This is a genomic window from Vibrio sp. CCB-PB317 (genome assembly GCF_022808245.1).
Taxonomy (GTDB): Bacteria; Pseudomonadota; Gammaproteobacteria; order Enterobacterales; family Vibrionaceae; genus Vibrio; species Vibrio diabolicus.
The window spans coordinates 1,598,827-1,621,518 of the sequence record NZ_JALGNU010000002.1 but is presented as its reverse complement, the minus strand read 5'-3'; the positions used below and the strand labels follow the sequence as shown (position 1 = coordinate 1,621,518).

The following is a 22,692-nucleotide window of genomic DNA, read 5'->3' as shown; positions in this document are numbered from 1 at the left end:
TCATAATCACTAATATCTGGTGATTATGACCAATAGCACACTGGTTAAAATAGTTGAGTAATAATAACTATTTGAATTTTAATAAATAAATGCCTGGCACGTCCCTTGCTATTTAAAAGAAGAGTTAAGTCAGGGCAACTTGCGAAGTTGGTTAATTTTTTGTTAATTTTATTAACTTTGAATTGGCAATAACTCTGTAGTTAGCAACCGAAAAAGCAAGGTACGCGCTGCTTTGACGTCTATTCAAATGTAATTCCCTCACCATCATGCTTACAGGGAGTCAAAGATTTAATAAAAGCATGGTGATGAAAACAACAATAAAAAAGGATTTTCGATGTTAGCAAAACCCGTATTACGTTGGCTTTTACCTTTCGTCGTCGTTGGTGGATCTTATGCAGGATATGCTGCAATCGCCGCGACAGCTCCGGAAAAAGAGTCAACCAAAGATGCCATTACAGAGCCTACCGTTCAGGCCTCTTCTCTTTTTCCTACCGATCATAAAGTGGTGATAACCAGCCATGGTGAGTTAGTCCCTTTTGAAAAAACACATCTTTCCGCGCAAGTCAGTGGTGAAGTGATAAGTTGGCACCCTAATTTTGTAACGGGTGGGATCGTGAAACGAGGAGAAGTACTGTTCACGATTGAAAGTGACAACTACGAAGCGTCGGTTTTGCAAGCCGAGGCCAATTTAGCTAGCGCACGTGCGAGCTTGATTGAGGAGCAAGCCAAAGCGGAAGTGGCAAAACGTCAGGCCAAGAGACTGAGCGATAAGCAAGTGACAGACCTGTATTTACGTAAGCCTCACGTTTTGAGCGCGCAAGCGCAAGTGAAGTCGGCTCAAGCGGCACTCAAACGAGCAAAAAGAGATTTAGAAAATTGCAAAGTCGTTGCACCTTACGATGCGCTGGTTGTTGAGCGTGATATTGGTGTTGGTCAATTTGTCACATCTGGCTCTCGAGTTGCCACGCTAAACAACATTGAAGTGGCGGAGGTGCATGTACCAATTGCCGGTTTTGATAGTGCATTTTTACCCGAATCCATTGGTGATCTCACTGCGACAGTAACGCAGCAAGGTGTGTTTTCTACCATTAGAGAAGGTCGAGTGGTTCGTGATTTAGGCATGATTGATAGCGCTACCCGAATGATTAACATGGTCATTCAAATCGCGGACCCATATGGTATTGATAATCAGCAGCCTCCAATTAAATTTGGCTCCTACGTTGAAGTGAGCTTCACAGGTAAGGAGCTAAAGCATATCTATCGCCTGCCACAGGAATTAGTCAAAAATCGCACAGTATGGGTAGTGAATGGTGAGAATCAACTTCAACCTCGGACGGTAACGGTCTTGAGAGCAGAAGGTGAATTTTTACTTGTGGGGGAAGGCTTAGAGCAAAGTGACAAGTTGGTACTTACCTTGCCGGAGTACCCTCAAAAAGGCATGGCGGTACAAATCGCAAAAAAGAGTGACGACTCCGAAACCGTCGTACAGTAAGTAGGAGTTTGTCATGGAAGATACTAAACAAAAGGGCTTAATTGCTTATTTTGCGAATAACCCCGTCGCTGCCAACCTTTTGATGGTGTTCATCATCATCATGGGTGTGGTGAGTTTTCTCTTTATTCAAAGGCAGATGTTTCCGAACATTGAGGTGAACTACATTGATGTTCGTGCGACTTATCCTGGCGCTTCTCCTCAAGAAATTGAAGAAAGCATTCTCGTTAAGGTTGAGGAATCGATTAAAGATGTCACCGGGATTAAAAAAACGGTCTCAACGGCCTCTAGAGGTAGCGCGTATGTCTCTATCGAGGTAGACGTTAATGCTGATATCAAGCGTGTCTTGGATGATGTAAATCAACGCATTGATACTTTATCCAACTTACCTGCCGGTATGGAGCCGATCAATGTCTACCAAGTTGAGTGGCGTCAAGATGTGATAGAAATGGGGTTAGTTGGGGACCGACCGCTTGAAGAGCTCAAACCCATTGCTAAGCAAGTCGAGGATGAATTACTTCAACTCAAAAATGTCATGTTGGTGTATTTGAGTGCACCAGAGGAAGAGATAGCGATTGAAATTGATCCACTTGTTCTTCGTAAATACGACTTGACGTTGAGCGATATCAGCAGCGCGATCAGTCGTTATTCTGCCAACTTTTCTGCGGGCGAAGTCAAAACAAACTCAGGGATGATCGCAGTAAGGATTGAAAATCAGTACTACCGTGGTGATGAGTTTAGGAATATTCCTGTAAAGCTTGGCGCAAATGGTGCGAAGGTTTTACTGCAAGATATCGCCACGATCAAAGATGGCTTTACGGAAGAAGAGCGCTACTTTGAGTACTCAGGGCAAAATGCGATCTACATGTCTGTTGAAGCGACTCGTGATCAGAACATTATCCCTGTTGCCGAGTCTGTTCGTAATTATATCGAAGCAAAAAATAAGACATTACCGCAGGACGTTAAGCTCAAAGTCTTAGTGGATACGACCTATTATTTAAATGGTCGTCTCGACATGATGTTGAAAAACTTGCTGCAAGGCGCAGCTCTAGTGGCGATTATGCTGACCATTTTCTTGCGCTTTCGCTTGGCAATGTGGGTAATGATTGGGCTGCCAGTGTGTTTTCTTGGCGCGGTGATGATGATGCCTGCATTAGGGATCACGGTAAACATCGTATCTCTTTTTGCCTTCATTATGGTGCTCGGTATTGTGGTCGATGACGCCATCGTGATGGGAGAGAGCGCCTACAGCGAAATTGAAGAAAAAGGCGGTGGCGTCGAAAATGTGGTTCGCGGTGTCAAACGTGTTGCCACGCCAGCTACTTTTGGTGTTTTGACCACAATTGCCGTGTTTGCCCCTTTCTTGTTGTCTAGCGGTATTGACAGTGCTTTCTTCTATGGTATCGCGGGTGTTGTGATTCTTTGTTTGATCTTCAGTTTGATTGAATCAAAGTTAATCCTTCCTGCTCACCTCGCACATACCCACTTTAAGCCAGTTAAACCTGGTGGCTGGCGTGACCGATTTAACCAACGCTTTTTTGGCTTTGTAAACGGCACTTATCGTAATTTTGTCACGACATGTACGCATTGGCGCTGGACAGTGTTTGCTGTGTTTTGCGGTTTACTGCTGATCAGTGCGGCTTTGGTCAACGCGAATTATGTTCGGGTGATCCCTAACCCTAAAGTGCCTACTGATTATCCTGCGATCACTATTGAAATGAACGATACCGTTTCAAGTGAGCAAACAATCAGCGCTCTTAAGACCATCGAACGTGTGATGCAAAAAATTGAATCAGAGACCATCGCAGAACATGGTCAAGGCATGATTCGTGATGTGCTTTCGTACAACCGAAGCCGTACCGAAGGCCGTGTTTTAGTGCCATTGGTTGATGAGGAATTACGCCCGTTCAATACATTTGAACTTGCTCGACGTTGGCGTGAAGCTATGCCAGTTATTCCTGGAATGAAGAGCATCAAAATCCGCGAGCAGAGCGCGGGTGGCGGTGACAGAGATGAGTTTGGTTACTTGCTGTTTGGTTCTAATATTAATGAATTGAACGAGGCCGGGCGTTACTTGATAGAGCGTTTACAGCAGGAAGAAGGGCTATACGATATTTCATCTTCTATTGATTCAGGAAGCAAAGAAGTGCTCCTTTCTCTTGCGCCTGTAGCGTACGATCTCGGACTGGATCTCACCATGATCGCAGAGCAAGTGGGTGGCAGCTTCTACGGTGGTGAAGCACAGCGTCTTATTCGTGATGGTGAAGAAATCAAAGTTATGGTGCGTTACCCGCAACTGACACGTGAAGCATTTTCATCATTACGTTACGCTGTGATTACCACGCCAGCAGGTAAGAAGGTCATGCTGGGTGATGTGGTGAAGATTAACGAGCAGCCGGGCGTGAGTAGCATTCGACGTGAAGGTGGGTATCAAACCGTTTATGTCTATGGTTCGATAGACGAAGAGTTGGTTGAACCTCAAGAAATCGTGAAGGTCATCGACGACAATATCTTACCGGACATGAAGCAAGCCTTCCCGAGTGTGAAAACGGAATTAGGTGGTGATATTGAAGAGCAGGCAGCGCAGCGTAATGAACAGATTTTGTTCTTTATTGCAGGCATGATCATCGTCTACATCTTGTTAGCCGTACCGTTAAAAAGTTATACCCAACCTTTGATTGTAATGTCAGTCATTCCATTTAGTCTGACGGGGGCGATTTGGGGCCACTTCTGGCTAGGTTTGGATATCAGTATGATGTCGACATTTGGTTTGATCGCCGCTGCTGGCGTGGTTATCAACGACTCTCTGGTTATGACAGATTACGTAAACCAAGTGAGAGAAAAGGGTATGAACATCAAACAAGCGGTGGTTGAAGCGGGCTGTGCACGCTTTCGAGCGATCACGCTCACCTCAATAACGACGTTTGCGGGTGTATTGCCGATTATGTTTGAAACGAGCTTGCAGGCGCGTTTTGTCATACCAATGGCTGTAGCTTTGGGCTTTGCGGTGTTGTACGCAACGGTTCTGACTTTAGTGCTGGTGCCTTGTTTGTATTTAATGCTTGAAGATATTAAAAATATTTTCAGATCGATTAAGGGGTTTGTTCATCGCTTTATCAATCGTTTCAGAAAGTCGCCAGTGACGTCGAGCGTTGAAGTAAATATATAGAGTTAACAAGCTTGATGTTAACGATTAGGAGCAGCCTTCGGGCTGCTTTTTTATTTCTGTATTTTGATTCAAAGCAGTTCTAGAGTGGGTTGTAACGTAATTTATTCGATGAAAGAACAGCGAGAAAATCTCCTGATAAGTTATTCTTTTTATGAATACCTTTTGTGCGTTTGATTTTCTTGGTTAATTTAACACTTGGTTAGCGAAATTTACCAGATGGAGATAATGATGAATATATGGGCTTGGTTAAGTTATTGAAAAATAACAAAATAAAAGTTGGCATCGTATGTGCAATATATAAATTGTAACTAAAACGAACTGCTAATCCTCAAGGAGCTTATTATGAAAAGCGTATTTCTATCTACTCTAAGTCTTATTGTTGTAATGTCATCATCAATCGCTGCTGCTAACACTTTAGACAAAGAGGAGTGGAGCTCAGATTTACGTCAGGACTTTTCTGAAATGAAGCATGAAGCTGTAGCAGATATTCAGCAAATGAATATGGATGCCATCCACGCACGCGATGAGCGTATCGTGAAAAACATTAAAGATGAGCAAGAACAGTTAGTAAAGGTAACGTGCCACAAAGAGAAAGCAAGCAAGTCATAACCGCCGATAAAGAGACTAACAGACGAAAATGAATCCAATACGAGTTCAGTGCTAGTTAGCTGTAAGCACTGACCTTGTTGCTCTACTTGCCAGCCTTTTAAGGCTGGCTTTTTTGTTTCTCATTTTATAGGTGGTCTCAGAGCCTCAAGCTTATTATCAATCGTTGGCGTGTTTGATGAGCTATCGCTGGAGCGGATGTAACTTTTAAAAGTGTAGATTTCAGTAAACTGGAGGCGATGTTAGATATTTTAAATTTAGAAAAGAGCCGTTCTCCTTTTTGACCTTCATCATACCTTAGTATGTGCCTTACCTTTACTTGAATTAGAACTCATATTGCAGGCTCTCGTTTAAAGGTATTGATGCATATTTAAAGAACAAGAGTTAGAAATATGGGCCTTATTGAAATTTGTAAAGATGGCTTTCGAGGAAAACCAGATTTTTCAAACTTGCTACATAATGTATTCCAGATAGATGACTTAGTATTGTCATTTGAGTGTCCGAACAATATATATGAAGGGCATGTATACCAAGATCTTGTGGAGTTAAAACAATTCGATGTTGACTCAAAAGAAGAACGGCATGAAAAGTTAATAAAATTGGCTTCTATTTATTTCTCATTTCAAAAAAAAAATATTAAACCCTCTATTACCTATAAATAAACAAGGTGGTTTATATATTAGACTAAGGATCAAGTCTGCCAATGAGAATATTAGATCTGTCAATCAATTATCTTCATTCATAGAAAAAGAGTATGTGGAGTTTTATCATGCTCTAGAGTCTCCTGAAGGATCTAAGAAAGGAGATCATACAGAGATGATGAATGATGCTAACGATTACGCAAATCATCGCTGGGGATTAGAGCCGATAAACGAAGAAAAAAAGAGAGCGAAAGAAGAGTTTCTCGTAGGAGAGTTTCTTCGCGGCTACCCCCCAATTAAATGCCAGGCTATTGATGTTGGAGAGAAAACGTACTCAAAATACGTAGAAGGTAACTTGGAGTATAAGAAGGACTATCGAAGAGTCTACAATTTGCATATCAAAAATGAGTTTTACTTTAGTATCGAGTTTTTATACGAAATCGAGCCTATGTTTGCTCAAAAAAAGTTTTTAGATTGGGTGAGAAGTGCTGATGAAACCTTTGAGAAAAAGGTGTTAGAGTTACTAGAATTGTCTCCGCTTGTTGATTCGTATACTACCTCCAAGGTAGAGAGATTGACCAAATAAAATTGATCCTGTGCGCTCTGACTTTCAACTTAAAGAAAAAAGCCCGCAAAGAATTTCCTCTGCGGGCGTAATAAAGGGCACCAAATTGGGTGTCTATTCATTTTGGAGGTGGTCGAACGTCCATATAAAACTGACAATAGGCTTGGTGAGAGGCTTACCACCAGCGCGACCAACGGAGCTAAAGTTAACATTGTTGCAATGATTGTTAAAATGTTAATTCTTCAATCAATGTTTTCATTATCGTTAGTCTGGATTGTGAATATGTTGTTCTATTGTTCCTGGAATGCTTGACTGTCGAATTTGAATACATCATGAGATATAGATGGCCCTTTCTTTATCCATTTTGGTTATATAAATCTTGTCATATCACACTGCTAAATCTTCATTATTTTTAATAATTCGACATGGCTTATGCCATTTTGTTACTGGTGTGTTTGTTTTTCGATGGTCTCAAATTTGAGTTCACGTATAACCAGGCAATTAAAGGAAAAGAGCAGCAGTTCGCTGCCCTTTATTGCTATAAAGACCGAAGGCTAATTCCAACGTAATAGCGTCCAATGTGATCGATTCGCGTGTTCTTTGAGGCGTGGGCATGGATTTACCAGGTAGGTGTAATCTGCATATTCACATAAAGGCAAATCGTTGATTGAATCGGTATAGAAATGGATTTCAGAATAAGGCTCAGGCTGATTTTCTAGCCACTGTTTTAAGCGCGTGACTTTACCTTCACGATAACTAGGGACACCGTCGATTTCAGCGGTATAACAGTTGTCTTTCTCAATTAAATCAATTCCGAGTACGGTTGGAATATTAAGACGGCGACCAACGGCTTCCACCAAAAAAGTGACGCTGGCAGAGATGATAACCATATCTATACCATCACGAGACAGTTGCTCAATCAGAGTTTTGGCTTGAGGAAACTGTTTAGCCAGAATATGGCTTTCAACACATTCTTCAACCAAGGCGTTTACTTCTTCAATTGGCATGTTTTCTAGTGGCTTCATGGAGAACGCTAGGTAATCTTCCATGTCCATTTTGCCTTCAGAGTACAAGGCCATTAGACGCTGATCTTCCTTAATAAATAAAGGATCAGTCGCGATGCCTCTCTCAACCATAAACTCGTTCCAAATCATTGCGCAGTCAGCGTTTATTAGGGTTTCATCCATATCAAAAACATACAAAGGTTTGGACATGTTTAGGCTCTCACTGGTTGTATTTCGTTTAGGTTAAAGAGTAGCTCTAGTTGGCTGCCATTCGCTAGTAAGCGTTCTGAAGAGCGGTTAAGTAAGTCAACAGTGAGCTCACACTCTTCAACGTTCACTTGATAGCGAATAATATTACCTAGAAGCTGGTGGTTGGTGATCGTACCTACTTGTGGCGCTGAGATGTGGCTATCATATTGACGACCTTGCTCTTTTACATATATAGACTCTGGGCGAATCGCTACTTTCCATTCGGTATCAATATTGAAGAGTTGCTTGGCTTTATTGGCCTCTACAAGGTTGTAGTGCCCCATGAAACCGGCCACAAACTCGTTAGCAGGATGAGTATAAATTTCTTCAGGTGTTCCTGCTTGAACAATTTCCCCTTTACTCATTAGGAAGATACGATCAGACATAATCATCGCCTCTTCTTGGTCATGAGTTACGAAGATAGTGGTGAGATTCATCTCTTTCTGAATATCTCGGATTTGCTGACGAAGATGTTTGCGGATTTTGGCATCAAGCGCAGAAAGTGGCTCATCAAGCAATAATATGCGAGGTTTAACCACCAACGCTCGGGCGAGTGCGACACGCTGGCGCTGACCGCCAGAAAGTTGATGCGGATAGTGTCTTTCTTTACCTGCCAGATCCACCAGTTTGATGACTTTAGCTACTTCACGTCGAATATCATCATTCGCAAGCTTTTTCATTTTTAAGCCAAATGCAATGTTGCCTTCAACGGTCATATTGGGAAACAGCGCATACGATTGAAAGACCATCCCAATACCACGCTCTTGCGGGACTTGATGCGTGATATCTTCTCCGTTTACCCAAATCTCGCCGCCATCGACAGGGTTAAGCCCTGCAAGGCTGCGAAGTAGCGTCGATTTACCACAACCGCTAGGGCCCAAAAGCGTAATGAATTCACCTTGCTCGATGTTAAAGTGAATGTCCTCAAATACGGTGTTATCACCAAAACGTTTAGTCAGATTTTTCGCAGTGACGTAGCTCATTGTTTGACTCCTCGGCTAAAACGACTTGCCAACCAAGTCAGGAAAAAAATAAATAGGAAGTAGGTCATCACTAAGGCAGACGTGAAGTGGCCGCTTGTCTGACGCATGTTATACAAGTAGATTTGCAAGGTTTCATAACGTGTGCCGACCAAAATATTGGCGAACACAAACTCTCCCAGTAGAAATGAAAATGAAAGGAAAAGCGATGCCATCAGCCCTTTCTTGAGGTTGGGTAAAATGACCATCAAGAACGCTTTGGTTGTGCTTGCCCCTAGTAAGTGTGCCGCGTCCATTAAATCATTGAGGTTAATTGCTTCGAAGCTATTGGAAATCGCACGATACATGAACGGTAACGCGATGGTGAAGTAAGTGCCTATTAAAATCCAAGGGGTACCGATAAGAGATATTTCACTGTCAGCATAAAGTTGAAGCAAGCCGACGGACGACACGACTGGTGGTACAGCGAATGGTAGCAAAATCAATACGTTCATGAGCTTATCGAGCTTCGGAAAGTAGTAAAACACCACGAATATCGCTGGCAGAACCAGAAGCACACTGAGGGTTAGCGAAGCAATACAAATAAACAGCGAACGCCCAAACGCTTGCAAAAAACGTGGGTCGGTCAGCAATTTAACGTACCAATCAAAAGTGAAACCATCCGGAAGCACCGTGGCGCCCCAGCGTGATGAAAGCGAATAGACAAAGGTCGCTAAAATCGGGATGAGCATGATCCCAACAATGGAATAAACCACTGTTTTATGGAATCGAGTATTAACGTTGTGCATGACTACTTCCTACCTGCATAGCTTTTCGAAATGAGCCATTGGTTAATCACTGTGATAAAGGCAAGTAACGCCATTAGAATCACCGAAATCGCAGCGGCGAGATTCGGTTCAAGGAACAGGTCTCCCGATACCAGACTCGCGATTCGAATTGTGATGACGTTATAGTTACCGGAGGTCAACGCATAAACACTCGCATATGCGCCAATCGCGTTGGCTATTAAGATAATAAAGGTACCGAATAAGGCTGGTGAGAGCACTGGCAGAGCGATTTTCGCCCAATACTGCGATGTTTTGGCTCCCAGTAGCGCAGCAGCGGCTTGCCAATCATCACTCAACGCGTCGAACGCAGGGTAGAGCAACAACACCGCCAGCGGGATTTGGAAGTAGATGTAAATGGCCAGCAGGCCCCATTTACCATAAAGGTCGAAATCACCGAGTAAGCCATACTGTTTGAGCAAAAGGGTAATTGCCCCGTTGGTGCCTAAAATAATAATAAAAGCGAATGACAGAGGTACGCCTGCAAAGTTGCTGCTCATGTTCGTAAACGCAATCACACCGTCGCGGACTTTAGAATCGACTCTGCGTAGAGAAGAGACCAACAAAGTCGCAATGGCTAAGCCAAAAATGCTCGACCACACCGCTAACCACAAGCTATTGCCAAACGCCTGCATCATAAAGGCAGAGTCGAGCACTTCAATGTAGTTATCTAAGGCAAACTCGCCATCGTAGATAAAGCTGTTTAACAGTACCCAAATCATCGGTGCGAGTTGAAATAGGTAGAAAAACAGCGCGAAAGGCACTAACCAAATGGCTGGCTTAAAGCGCTTTAACCAAGTACTTGCCAAATTTGAGCGAGATTCGCTAGAGCTTGGGGAGAGGACAGAACTGCTCATAGTGCTAACAATTCCTGAGTGTATGGCTTCGTGTGGTCAAGGTTTAGCAATTGACAAACGGTGCCACAAATATCAGTTTGCTTAATATGACAATCCTGATGGGTAAACTTATCGCCAATGACAAACAGAGGAACTTCTCGCTCTTCAGGTAAAATCCCACCGTGAGAAAGATCGTTGTTCATGCCATGATCGCTGGTCACAATGATTTGATACCCATCAGCAAGCCATTGTTCGATGTAGTTGGAAAGAATAATGTCTGCACCTCGCGCACAATTGCGGTATTGGCGAGAGTCTAGGCCAAACTTATGTCCTGTATCGTCGATATTCATCGGGTGGATCAGTAAGAAATCAGGTTGATAGTTTCGACGTAAATACTCTGCGTCCAGGAACAAGGCTTCATCAGGATAATGATCCCAATGGTAAAAGCAGCCGTGCTGGATATTCAGGGTTTCATCATGCGTGAAACGATCGCGAACAGGTTCAAATGGCGCGCGATTATAAAGCTCACTTACCCAGTGGTAGGCAGCCGCAGCGGTAACTTTGCCTTGGGCTTTTGCCAAACTGAAAATGGAATCGTGTTTGGATAGACGAACGATATTGTTGTTTACGATGCCGCTTTCTACAGGGCGAACGCCCGTTAAAATGCACTCATAAAGTGGGCGAGACATAGAGGGCAGCTCACATTGCACAGGATAAAGCGTTGCGCGAGTTTCTTGTTGGGAACGACTTTGTTCTAGAAGACCATTGAGGTAGCCCATACAATCACGGGCTACCTGATAGTTCAGTCCATCTAGAACAACAAGGATGACCTTATTGCTCATAACGACTTACTCTTATTGCTGGTGGATTAAGACACTTTCTTGCCATTGACGTGGCAGCTTACGCGCGGACTTTTCCCAAGCTGAGAAGTCAGTCACTGGGTGAACATTGCTGTATTGGTCGTTAGCAATTAGCTTGTCTTGCACTGCTTGAGGCAGTGTGATGTTGGTGCGGATTGGACGCGCATAACCTTCTGCTAAGTTGATTTGCCCTTGATCGCTGAAGATGTACTCACGAGCAAGTTTTGCTGCATTAGGGTTCTTCGCATATTTATTGATTATGGTTGTATAACCAGAAATCACAGAGCCATCTTGAGGAATGCTCACTGTAAAGCGATCGCGGTCAATTTTGTCGCGATAGTTCAACGCATTGAAGTCCCACATGATCGCCACTTCCACTTCGCCTTTTTCTAGGTTGGCGATGTTCGGATCAGTAAATGAAAGACGACCTTGCTTCGCGAGTTCAGAAAAGAACTTGAGCGCAGGCTTGAGGTTGGATTCGTCCCCACCGTTGGCGAACGCTGCGGCGAGAACCGCGTTGTTTGCCTGTGCTGCTACGCCGACGTCACCTACGGTCACTTTGTAGTCGCCTTTTAATAGGTCATCCCACGTTTTTGGCGCGTCTTTTACGAGGTTATTGTTGGAGATAAAAGAAATAGTGCCAGTGTAAGCAAGTGCCCAATGACCATCTTCGTCTTTTGCCCAATCTGGAATGTCATTCCAAGTTGTTGGTTTGTATGGCTGAGTGACGCCTTTTTTAACCGCTACACGTGCGAAGGCAAAGCCTACGTCACCAATGTCTGCGGTCGCGTTTTTCTTCTCAGCTTCGAATTTTGCGATTTCTTGAGCCGAGCTCATATCCGTGTCTTGGTGCTTAAGGTTGTAGTTTGACTTTAAATCAGCCCAAGTGTCTTTCCAGTTCGCCCAACTATCGGGCATACCTACACTGTAAACCGCCCCTTCTTTTTGTGCTGCGGTAACCAATGACTCAATATCGGCTTCTTTCGCTACTGTTGGTGCTGCAAGCGTTACCGCGATGATTGCCGCTGGTGCGGTAATTGAACGACTTAGCAAAGTTTTCATTGTCTCCATCCTTCTGGACTAGGTCAGTAAGTTCGCTTTGTATGCTATGGATGGAATGTGACGATTTAGCGCAAGTAATTTGACAGTTTTTATGAATTTCTATGGCACTTATATTTCATACGCTCAATATGTGTTCTGTTGATTAATGTCATATTTTTGTTACGTACACGCCTTATGTTGTTCATCAAATTATCGTTGGACTAGATCAGAATGAGAGCGACAGGCACCAGCCAATTTGGTACCCAATTAGGAAAAATTAGAAGCAGCTTAAAGCAGCAGATTCTTTCCGGCATCATGTCGGAAGGACAAAAATTGCCATCAGAAAGAGAGCTCAGTGAACTATTTTCTACGACTCGAATCACTATCAAAGATGCGTTGGTGTCTTTGGAAACCGAAGGCCTGATTTACCGAGAAGAGCGTCGTGGCTGGTACGTATCTCCGGGGCGTATCTGTTACAACCCGTTGTCTCGTTCTCACTTCCATCAAATGATTCGAGAGCAGCATCGTATTGCGGAAACCAAATTACTCAACGTACGAAGTGAAATGGCCGCAGGTGAGTATGCAAAATCGTTAGAGGTTGAGCGAATTACCCCAATTTATGTGATTGAACGGTTACGTTTTATTGATGGGCGAGCGGTATTGTTTGTTGAAAATATACTCAAAGCAGCACTGTTTGAAGGTATATTGTCCGAGAACCTCACCATGTCACTGACAGGTATTTATCGTGAGAAGTATGGCTACGAGACAAAGCGCTCTCGTTTTGATGTGATTCCAACGTCAGCGCCTGCTCATGTCGCTAAGGCGTTGAACCTAGCTGAAGGACAACCCGTCCTGAAAATTCGTCGAGTAAACTACAAACAAGATGGCAAATTAATGGACTGCGAATTCGAGTATTGGCGTCCAGATGCAGTGATGATTCGCATTGATAGCGTAGGATAAAGCGCAGAATTAAAAAGAGCCCAATGAAGGGCTCTTTTTCGCATATTGGTTAGAGAGGCGGTTTAAACGAGGCCTTGCTCTTTTGCCATTTTACTTGCTATGCCAGGCGCTTTCCAAATGCTTGGCAGCAAAATGAAAGACACAGGTACGGCGGTAATTACAATGAAAGACTGCAATGCAGAAATACCACCAGAGCCCATTGAGATAAGCGCAATAGCGACAATACCCATCATCAAGCCCCAGAATGAGCGAATCACTGCGTTTGGTTCCGTAGAGCCCGTCATTACCACACTGATTGTGTAAGTCATCGAGTCACCTGTCGTCACGATAAATGTTGTCGTTAAGATCAGGAACAGAACCGAAATGATCATTGGGTAAGGTAATTCACCGGTAATCGCTAGCAGTGCTGCAGGCAAGTTAAAGCCTTCAAACGCAGATGAAATCAAGCCAGGGTTATCAAGCTCAAACGCAAGGCCACTGCCGCCAACAATACTAAACCAGAAGCAAGTAATCAGCGGTGCTGCGATGCTAATAGACATGATCAGCTGGCGAATTGTACGACCACGAGAGATACGAGCAATAAAGATCGCCATCATTGGGCCATAACCGATAAACCAACCCCAGAAGAATACTGTCCACCAGCTTAGCCAGCCCGTATCACCACGGTAAAGCGCCATTGGGAAGAAGTTATCTACCATGCGACCAACGCCTTGTACATAGCCATCAACAATAAAGCTTGTCGGTCCAAAGAACAGGATGTAACCAATTAACAGCACAGACAAAATAATGTTGTAACGACTGACGATTTGAATACCTTTGCTTAAACCGCTTAGTGCGGAAAGGGTATACATCAGGATCGCTGCCATGATAACCATGCTTTGCGTTACGAACGTATCTGGCAGGCCAAACAATGAATTTAGCGCGTAGCTAATTTGTAAACCTAAGAAGCCTATAGGGCCGATTGTTCCTGCTGCTACGGCAATAATGCTACATGCGTCAGCAACATCACCAATCCAGCCTTTAATGGCTTTATCGCCAAACACAGGGTAAAGCAGAGTACGCGGCTTAAGAGGCAGGCCTTTATCGTAATGCAAGTGCATTAAGACAATGGAAGATAGACCACCAAGGATCGCCCAAGCTAAGAAGCCCCAGTGCATAAAAGACTGAGATAGAGCATTGATTGCGGCAGTTTTCGGTGAAGCTTCACCGTATAAAGGTGGGGCAGTCACAAAGTGCGCGATAGGCTCAGCAGCGGCCCAGAAAACACCACCACCTGCAAGTAGGGTACAGAGTACAATTGACAACCACTTAAAGTTATCAATATCAGGTTTCGCTAGACCACCTAGACGCACATAACCAGTGCGACCAAACGCAAGAGCCAAACCAATAAGGAAATTCAGAAGAAGCAGTACTTGCCAGTAAGCTCCGAAATATTTAGTAGCAAAGCCGAAGCCGGTGTTAACCATTGCGGTTAGAGAGTCGGTATTCGTTAGGGCAAGTAAAACGAATAGAGTGAGGAAGCTACCACTTAACCAAAAGACAGGATTGGTGAGTTCGAGGCGCTTGAGCAGAGATGGGGGATGAATAGCAGAATAGTCAGCATCCTGAATAGGCGCTGTGTGGGAGGCGGCATTCGTCATATTTGACATAATTACTTCGCTTTTTAGGGCTATGAAGCCGTGCATTTCCCCTCACATCGTTTCGACGAAAAGTGTGAGGATGTTCAAAAAGCCGATGATGTTAACATGTCGAAGTTGCAAATATAACCTTAGATTTCGATTAATTTTTAACAGGTTAGCCAAGTTGCTGATTTTTGGGTAGAGATCAAAGGAAAGTGTTTTTACGTGAAGTGCACCGCATTTCGTATGTAAATAACATTTCCCTTGTTTTTGCATGGATTACTCAGGATTACATTGAGCAAACATGTTTCTTCTCCAAACTGAGGTTTACTCAATGGCTCACTTCGAACTTAATGGACAGTGGTTACTTACCTCGCCACAGCGTCCCGATATTGAAATTCCAATGTCTATTCCGGGCGATAATATTTCGGCGCTTTTACAAGCAGAGCGCATTCCGGATCCTTATTTTGCCGATAATGAAAACAAAGTTCGTTGGATTGAAGAGTGTGAGTGGCATATCTCGCGTGAGTTTGAAGTCGACGCGTTTACGTTGTCTGCCAAGCAAGTTTGGATGACGCTAACTCGTGTCGATACCTTGGCAACCTTCTATATTAATGGTGAGTTAGCACTAACTTGCAGCAACATGTTTACTCAACAACGAGTTGATATCAAACCTTATTTAAAACAGGGCATAAATACTGTTCTTGTTCAATTCGCAAGAGTCGATATAGAAGGTGTGGAACGTGCTAAAAAATTGCCTTTCCCAATCCCTTCCGCAATGGGAAATAATCAAATTCCGCACATGAATTTGATCCGAAAAACGCAATGTCATTCCGGATGGGACTGGGGCATTTGCTTGATGGTATCGGGTATTTACGACCCCATTCAAATCGACATTGTGAATGAGCTTTGGCTCAAAGGCTTCTCGACAGAGCAGCAATGGCAAGCCGATGAGAGTGTGTTTCTTGATGTAGTAGTTGAAGTGGAAACGGACAGTCAACGCCATGAACTGATTGTTGAATTTAATGGTGAGCGTCAATGTATTCAAACAAAAGGAAGTGGCCACTATCACTGCCAGTTCCACATTTCGGAGCCTCAACGCTGGTGGCCATCAGGTTATGGCGAAGCTTATCTTTACCCCATTACCATTTCTTGCAGAGAGCAAAAGTTAACGCGCAACGTTGGTTTGCGTCAGTTAACCCTAAATAACCAAGCTGATGAACATGGCTCTGCGATGGAGTTTATCGTTAATGGCGTACCAATTAATGCCAAAGGTGCCAACTGGATCCCTGTTGACGCAATGCCGGGGCGAGAATGCGAAACACGTTATCGCAACCTTTTGCAAAGTGCGGTTGATGCTAACATGAATATGATACGTGTGTGGGGTGGAGGTCAGTACGAGAGCGAGAGCTTTTACAATCTGTGTGATGAGCTCGGCTTGTTAGTGTGGCAAGACATGATGTTCGCATGTTCACTGTACCCATCTGATAATGACTTCTTAAAAGAGGTCGAAGATGAGCTTCGATACCAAATTCCGAGACTTAAGGAGCACCCATCAATAGCACTTTGGTGTGGTGATAATGAAGTGATTGGAGCTATTGGTTGGTACGAAGAATCTAAGCACAATAAAGTCAAATACACGGTTAACTACGATCGCCTCAACCGCATGATTGAGCAGGTGATTACTGAGCACGATAGCGCTCGTCGTTTCTGGCCAGGTTCCCCGTGTAATGGTGAACTGGATTTCGGTGACGCGTGGCATGATGATAGTAAAGGCGATATGCACTTTTGGGACGTTTGGCATTCAGGAAAATCATTCAATGCCTACCTTGACGTGAATCCTCGCTTTTGCTCTGAGTTTGGTTTTCAATCTTGGCCATCTTTTGCTGAAGTTAAGCAGTTTGTCCCGGAGCAAGATTGGAATATCACGTCCCTAACCTTTGAACAACATCAGAAGAATCCTCGTGGTAACAGTATCATCACAGAGATGTTCACGCGTTATTTCCGTTTTCCCTCTGGATTCGAGAACATGCTGTATTTAAGCCAAGTTCAGCAGGCAATCGCGATCAAAACTGCGTGCGATCATTGGCGTGCCATTTCTCCAGTTTGTCGCGGCATGCTGTATTGGCAACTCAACGACAACTGGCCTGTCAGTTCTTGGTCTAGCTTGGAATACAGTGGTCGTTGGAAGCAGTTGCACTACCATGCAAAACGCTTTTTTGCGCCGCAGTATTTGGTATTTTCCGAGCATACAGGCAAGTTGAGCCTGCATTTGCTCAATGATGCCAAAGAGCCCGCAAGCGTCAACGCACTGCTCAAGTGGGTAGATTGGCAAGGGGAAGAAAAGCAATGTTGGAGCTTAGAACAAACGGTCATAGCAGACAGCAATACGATTTTGTGGCAATTGGATGAATCGGTTGAGAAGGATGAGCTTACGTCAGGCTTCTTCTATGTTGAAGCGCAAATCGGTGAAGACAGAATAAGCAACACATGGTTTTGCACTCATGAGCTGAAAACTTTGCCTATGGCAAAAGCCAATATTGATGTCTCTATTGAAGGAAGCCAAATTACATTGATTGCTGACAAGCCTGCGTTTTTTGTTCATTTGGAAAGTGATGTTGATGGAAGGTTCAGTGACTCCAGTTTTACTCTGCTGACCAACGTTCCAATGACGGTTGAGTATTTAGGTGATGATGTTTTCGGCATGCAACAGTCGTTGAGGGTATACCACCTTAATGATTAACACGGGCATAGAGCATCTATATGCTGATATCTGAGAAGGGGGCCTTTGCTCCCTTTTTAGTTATCAAGTATCCGTTATTAAGCTCAGGTTGAGACAGAAGGTTATTTAAGTTTCTGATGAATACGGTAGCCAACAACAAAACCTATGTAGAATAGCGCTGCGAGAGTAAGCATTGCCGTCGCGTACGCCAGTAGGCTGTTTAACCCTAAACCAAAAGCCAGAGTGAAGGCGATACCATGAATGGCTTCCGCAGGGATTCGGTACCAAGCAGCGTGGACGGAAGATCCGAAGAGGATAAAGGTACTAAGTAAGACAATCGTGCCGCCTATAAAGCCGACCCATCTGCTGTTGTTCATGTTGTAATCTCAGGTGTTACCGAGGTAACGTAACAAAATATTTCAGAGCATGCATTATACAACCTAGAGAGGGTATAGGTGGTAGAAATATTTGCCTCACAAACTAAGAGGCCATCTAAGTGGCCTCTTTTTAACCGATTTAACGGCATCCGTTATGACGCAAAGGTGTGAGGCTTGTAAGAAACCTAACCTTTGGCATTCGTGTCGGGTTGTGCTTCTGGTTGTAGCGTCCAATCACCACCAAGCGATTTGTAGAGCGCAATCGTAGCGTGTGCGGTTTGTAACTTTGCTGCGACTCGCTGATCTTGCATCATGCGTTGCTGACGTTGCGCATCTAAAACCGATAAGTGATCAATCAAGCCAGCTCGATACAGTGACTTGGCTTTGTTGACGGCGTTATTGGTGGCTTTCAATGCCTCATCGATTCGACGCTGATTTTCTTGGCTGCGACCATAAGTAAACAGCGTGGATTCGGTTTCCGCCAAAGCCGCCTCTACCGTATGTTGATAAGACAATGTCGCCGAATCAAAACGCGCTTGGTTGATGGCTTCAATCGCTTCGCCACGACCCCCATCGAACAAGTTCCAGCTTACGCCAGCCGCACCCATCCAACCGAAAGAATCGCTACTGAAGAGATCGTCAAAGCTTGACGCCGACAACCCCGGAGCGCCCGTCAAAAAGAACTTCGGATATTGATCAGCAACGCTTGCGGCCAACTCTTCATTGAGCGCGGCCATTTCGCGCTCGGCTAAGCGAATATCGGTACGACGCTTCAACAGATCGGAAGGTAAACCGACCGGCACCATGTCTTGCATGACAGGTACACTATGTTGCTTAGACAGACGGATTTCGACTTGCGTTAGCGGCTCGCCAAGCAGCACCGCTAAACGATGTTTGTGCGCTTGTTGTGCAATCTCTAACTGCGGAACGAGCGATTCCATCGCCGCAAGCGTGGCCTTCGCTTGGGCTAAATCGAGATCAGAACCGTAGCCGCTGCGCACGACTTTCTCGACGAGATCAAGTGTGCGTCGTTGATCTTCTAAGTTCGACTTTGCCAATTCAAGGCGCTCACTCGCGCCTTGGTATTGCAAGTAGTTGTGAATCAAATCCGCCGTGATCACCGTGTTCAAGCCGCTTTGATAGATCTGAGCTTGTTCGAGACGAATTTGCGCCGCGTTCGCTTGGCGGTCGATGCGCCCAAACAGATCAGCCTCCCAAGCGACATTCGCGCCTGCAAATACGCCATCGTGCTGATTATCCATTAGGGTGATGTTACCAATTTGAGGTGGCAGACCCGACGCAGAATCACTGAGTGGATTCAATATCGGAGCGAGCGAAGAGTCATTTTTACTGAACTGATAGTTCATGTAACCCGCACCAAGATTAATTGTCGGTACCTTGAATGACTCCACCATGATTTTATAGTTGTTGGCCATTTTCACCCGTTCGGCCGCCACTTTCAGCGGAATGTTTTGGCTCTGCATGTCTTGAACCATTTGATTCAACACCGGATCGTGAAACTTAGTCCACCAAAACTCAACGTGTTGTGAATCGGTACTCAACCCTGCATTTTCGGCGTTCAAGTAGGTTTCTGCCATGCTGGTGGTCGGTGCTTGGTAGTCTGGCCCCACTGCACAGCCCGCTAAACTTAGGGCTAGAACGACAGGCGTTAGAATGAATTTTTTCACGATGACGCCTCCTCTAGCTCAGCGTTGGTTTGTATGGATGGTGCTTTTTCTTTATAAGCAAGGCGATACAGTGCCGGCATGACAAACAGTGACAATATGGTTGCGGCCGCCAAGCCTCCGATGATGGTTGCCGCCATTTGGTCAAACAGCAGATCTGACAGCAGCGGGATCATGCCGAGCGCGGTCGTTAACGCACCCATAGAAATGGCCATAGTACGGTTGACCGTGGCTTCTTTGATCGCGTCAGACAAGCTCTTGCCATTTGTGCGTTCGAGCTCAATTTGATCCATTAGTACGATGCCATTTTTGATGATCATCCCGGTCAGTGTGATAGCTCCGATCAGCGCCATAAAGCCAAATGGTTTATCGAATCCAAGCAGAGCAAACACAGCCCCTGATGCTGCCAGTGGTAGCGTTGCGAGGATGATGATTGGCTGCTTAAAGCCGTTGAACATCGCAACTAGGATGATCACCATGATCAGCATTGCTTTTGGTTGCTGCTTCATGATGTCGGTGACCGCTTTGTCTTCATCGTAATATTCGCCGCCCCATTCCATGCTATAACCCGCCGGAAGTTGGATAGATTCAACCTGATCTTTAATGGCATTTCTAACGTTCGCTGGTGTGGAGTCTCGGCTCACACCCGCTTGAACCGTGATGGTTTTCACGCGGTCTCGTCGCCAAATCATGCTCTCTTCGGTGACCAGTTCGAATCCATCCACCACTTGACCAAGTGGAACGCTGTTAAAGCCAAGTAGCGAGCGCACAGGTAGCGTTTCTAGTGACGCCATGTTTTGCGATGTGCCACGTAACTGAATTGGAATCAACTCATCATTCAGGTTCATTTGTCCGAGCGGCATGCCGTCTGATGCGCGTTTTAGCGCGAAAGCGACATCGGCGCGGTTAATTCCTGCTTGACGCATTTTGTCTTGGTTTAGAATCGGCTTGAGCACTTTGCTTTCTTGGCGCCAATCATCGCGAATGTATTTTGCATCAGGGTTTGAAGCAAAAATCATTTTCGCTTCCGCCGCTAGTTGATGCAATACGGTTTCATCCGGACCAGAAAAACGCACCTCAACCGCGAACTTATCTTTGGTTGCCAACTTCAGTGCTCGGAAGCGAGGTTCGGCATCCGGAAACGCCTCTTTCAGCCAATCATCACCACGCGTTACCAAGTGACTGATGCTCTCGTAGTCTTTAGTGTTGATCAGAATCTGGCCGTAGGCAGGGTCGAGCGGCTCAGGCTCTACCGTTACCGAGAAGCGAGGTGCACTGGTGCCGACATAGCTAGAGATACTTTCCACTTCTGGTTGTGCGACCAACCATTCTTCAACTTTACGCATGTCTGCCGAGGTTTGTTCAATCTTGGCTCCATTGGGTAGCCAGTAATCGAGAAACACAATTGAACGATCCGACTGAGGAATAAAGTTCACGGCCACATACGGGATTGCCACGGCGGTGACTAAAATTAACGGAACCAAAGCGGCTAATGCTTTACGCGGGTTGTCCACCGTCCAGAATACCAACTGTTTATAACGGCTCGGTTTGGTCTCTTCTCTGTTAGCTTTTGGCTTGATGAACATCCACGCCATTAATACCGTAAACGTCATCGCGACGATCCATGAAAGCAACAGTGACGATGCCACAATGTAGAACACAGAGCTTGCAAACTCGGCGGAGTCGGTTTTGGAGAACAATACTGGGCTTGCGCCCATAATCGCGATGACAGTTGCGCCTAAAAGTGGCACGGCGGTTTCTTTGACGGAATCAATCGCGGCGCGAGTTCGCTCGATACCTTTGTTGAGCTTGGCGATCATCATATCGGTGATCACAATGGCGTTATCCACCAACATGCCCAGTGCGAGAATAAACGTACCTAGCGAGACACGGTGCAAATCGATGCTGGCGATGTTCATGTATACAAGCGTGAGCAAAATCGTCAGGAGCAAGCTTGCGCCAACGATGGTCGCACTCTTAAAACCCATGAAGACCAACAACACCACAAAAACAATCGCGACACTTTCAAGCAGGTTGCCAACAAAGTCGTCGATAGACTTTTGTACTTCTTCAGGTTGATAAGCAACGGTCGAGATGTCGACACCCAGCGGCAGTGTTGCTTGGTAGTTAGAGATGATGTCTTGAATCGTATCGCCAAGTGACACCACGTTAATGCCTTGAACTGGGCTCACCGCCAAAGTGACAGCGGGCTCTCCGTTGTAGCGGTTTTCTGCCAATGCTGGTGTTTGATAACCCATGGTGATATCGGCGATGTCACCAAGACGAATCAATCCCGAGCCAAACTCTCCGGTGCCACCATTGATGATTAAATTGCGAATGTCTTCTAGAGACTGAAACTCACTGGTTTGCGCAATACGAATACGCTCTGTACCTGCATCGAATTTTCCCGCTTCGAACGTGCTGTTTTGTGTGCTCAGTTGGTTCCAAACTTGTGCGATCGACAAACCATATTGAGCCAGGCGCTCATCTGGCATATCGATATGTACAACGCGAGGTTGAACGCCGTGTAGCTCGATCTTTTTGATGCCGTCGACGGCTTTGATTTGGCGTTGCAGCTCTTCGGCGTAGCGACGTAACTCTTCTGGTGCAGCATCTGTGCTGTGGATAGAGAAAAGCATGCCGTAGACTTCAGAGAACTCGTCTTGCACTACGCTGATCTGCGCGCTGGAAGGCAACTGCAGTTTTACATCGTCTACTTTGCGTCTCAATAAGTCCCATTCCTGCGGAAGTGCTTTGGAATTAAGGCTCTCTTTGAGGTCAACAAAGACCACAGATAAACCGGGGCGAGACAATGAGCGCAAGCGATCCAACTCCGCCATTTCCTGCAATTTGGTTTCAACGGTATCGGTGACTTGGTGTTCGACTTCTTCGGCAGACGCCCCCGGATAAAGGGTCACGACTACCGCAGTTTTTACCGTAAAGCTCGGGTCTTCCAACTTGCCTAAGTCGAAGTAAGAATAGATGCCAGCGATCACGCTCAATACGATAAAGAACAGAACGAACTTACGTTGGCGAATCGCGAATTCAGCTAAATTGATCATGGA

General features: G+C 45.1%; 17 protein-coding genes. 7 read left to right on the top strand and 10 right to left on the bottom strand.

Annotated features, from left to right (window positions below; all coding sequences use genetic code 11):
- The first annotated feature begins 334 nt into the window (after positions 1–334).
- From MTR11_RS16190 to MTR11_RS16170, 5 genes are all read left to right on the top strand, one after another.
- Positions 335–1,492 (top strand): efflux RND transporter periplasmic adaptor subunit, encoded by a 1,158-nt coding sequence (locus MTR11_RS16190; RefSeq protein ID WP_243328046.1) that lies wholly within the window; start codon positions 335–337, stop codon positions 1,490–1,492.
- Between the two features lie 13 nt (positions 1,493–1,505).
- The gene (locus MTR11_RS16185; protein WP_243328045.1) at positions 1,506–4,658 is read left to right on the top strand and encodes an efflux RND transporter permease subunit; all 3,153 of its coding nucleotides are present in this window, start codon (positions 1,506–1,508) and stop codon (positions 4,656–4,658) included.
- A gap of 342 nt (positions 4,659–5,000) precedes the next feature.
- A complete protein-coding gene (locus MTR11_RS16180; protein ID WP_226420376.1) occupies positions 5,001–5,267 on the top strand; it encodes a hypothetical protein in 267 nt (88 codons plus the stop codon).
- Positions 5,268–5,656: 389 nt separating this feature from the next.
- On the top strand, positions 5,657–5,926 hold the full coding sequence (locus MTR11_RS16175) for an Mg-dependent DNase (RefSeq protein ID WP_243328044.1): 270 nt from the start codon (positions 5,657–5,659) through the stop codon (positions 5,924–5,926).
- A 154-nt stretch (positions 5,927–6,080) separates the two neighbouring features.
- The gene (locus tag MTR11_RS16170; RefSeq protein ID WP_243328043.1) at positions 6,081–6,491 is read left to right on the top strand and encodes a hypothetical protein; all 411 of its coding nucleotides are present in this window, start codon (positions 6,081–6,083) and stop codon (positions 6,489–6,491) included.
- A 533-nt stretch (positions 6,492–7,024) separates the two neighbouring features.
- Here MTR11_RS16170 and MTR11_RS16165 read toward each other — a convergent pair.
- The 6 genes from MTR11_RS16165 to MTR11_RS16140 are packed head-to-tail and all read right to left on the bottom strand — an operon-like array spanning position 7,025 to position 12,285.
- Positions 7,025–7,684 (bottom strand): HAD family hydrolase, encoded by a 660-nt coding sequence (locus MTR11_RS16165; protein ID WP_243328042.1) that lies wholly within the window; start codon positions 7,682–7,684, stop codon positions 7,025–7,027.
- Positions 7,685–7,686: 2 nt separating this feature from the next.
- A complete protein-coding gene (locus MTR11_RS16160; RefSeq protein ID WP_243328041.1) occupies positions 7,687–8,706 on the bottom strand; it encodes an ABC transporter ATP-binding protein in 1,020 nt (339 codons plus the stop codon).
- On the bottom strand, positions 8,703–9,491 hold the full coding sequence (locus tag MTR11_RS16155) for an ABC transporter permease (RefSeq protein WP_074189833.1): 789 nt from the start codon (positions 9,489–9,491) through the stop codon (positions 8,703–8,705). The genes MTR11_RS16160 and MTR11_RS16155 overlap by 4 nt, the downstream gene beginning before the upstream one ends.
- A gap of 2 nt (positions 9,492–9,493) precedes the next feature.
- Positions 9,494–10,384 (bottom strand): ABC transporter permease, encoded by an 891-nt coding sequence (locus tag MTR11_RS16150; protein WP_085343277.1) that lies wholly within the window; start codon positions 10,382–10,384, stop codon positions 9,494–9,496.
- On the bottom strand, positions 10,381–11,205 hold the full coding sequence (locus MTR11_RS16145; protein ID WP_046873802.1) for an alkaline phosphatase family protein: 825 nt from the start codon (positions 11,203–11,205) through the stop codon (positions 10,381–10,383). Before MTR11_RS16145 ends, MTR11_RS16150 begins: the two co-directional genes overlap by 4 nt.
- Before the next feature lie 12 nt (positions 11,206–11,217).
- A complete protein-coding gene (locus MTR11_RS16140; protein WP_005392695.1) occupies positions 11,218–12,285 on the bottom strand; it encodes an ABC transporter substrate-binding protein in 1,068 nt (355 codons plus the stop codon).
- 210 nt (positions 12,286–12,495) lie between these two features.
- On the opposite strand from MTR11_RS16140, the gene MTR11_RS16135 reads away from it, so the two are divergent.
- A complete protein-coding gene (locus tag MTR11_RS16135) occupies positions 12,496–13,224 on the top strand; it encodes a UTRA domain-containing protein (protein WP_167427276.1) in 729 nt (242 codons plus the stop codon).
- Between the two features lie 62 nt (positions 13,225–13,286).
- Here MTR11_RS16135 and MTR11_RS16130 read toward each other — a convergent pair whose 3' ends face one another.
- Positions 13,287–14,873, bottom strand: a complete 1,587-nt coding sequence (locus MTR11_RS16130) for a BCCT family transporter (RefSeq protein ID WP_005392697.1) — start codon at positions 14,871–14,873, stop codon at positions 13,287–13,289.
- 304 nt (positions 14,874–15,177) lie between these two features.
- Between MTR11_RS16130 and MTR11_RS16125 the strand changes: the two genes are divergently transcribed.
- Positions 15,178–17,586 carry a beta-mannosidase gene (locus MTR11_RS16125; protein ID WP_243328040.1) on the top strand — a complete coding sequence of 803 codons (2,409 nt, stop codon included), beginning with the start codon at positions 15,178–15,180 and terminating at the stop codon, positions 17,584–17,586.
- Between the two features lie 101 nt (positions 17,587–17,687).
- Here MTR11_RS16125 and MTR11_RS16120 read toward each other — a convergent pair whose 3' ends face one another.
- The 3 genes from MTR11_RS16120 to MTR11_RS16110 form a co-directional block, all read right to left on the bottom strand.
- Positions 17,688–17,942: a hypothetical protein gene (locus tag MTR11_RS16120; protein WP_046875806.1), complete on the bottom strand. Its 255-nt coding sequence runs from the start codon at positions 17,940–17,942 to the stop codon at positions 17,688–17,690.
- A 185-nt stretch (positions 17,943–18,127) separates the two neighbouring features.
- Positions 18,128–19,630 (bottom strand): efflux transporter outer membrane subunit, encoded by a 1,503-nt coding sequence (locus MTR11_RS16115; RefSeq protein WP_243328039.1) that lies wholly within the window; start codon positions 19,628–19,630, stop codon positions 18,128–18,130.
- Positions 19,627–22,689, bottom strand: coding sequence for an efflux RND transporter permease subunit (locus MTR11_RS16110; RefSeq protein WP_243328038.1), 3,063 nt, complete (start codon positions 22,687–22,689; stop codon positions 19,627–19,629). Before MTR11_RS16110 ends, MTR11_RS16115 begins: the two co-directional genes overlap by 4 nt.
- Positions 22,690–22,692: the final 3 nt, after the last annotated feature.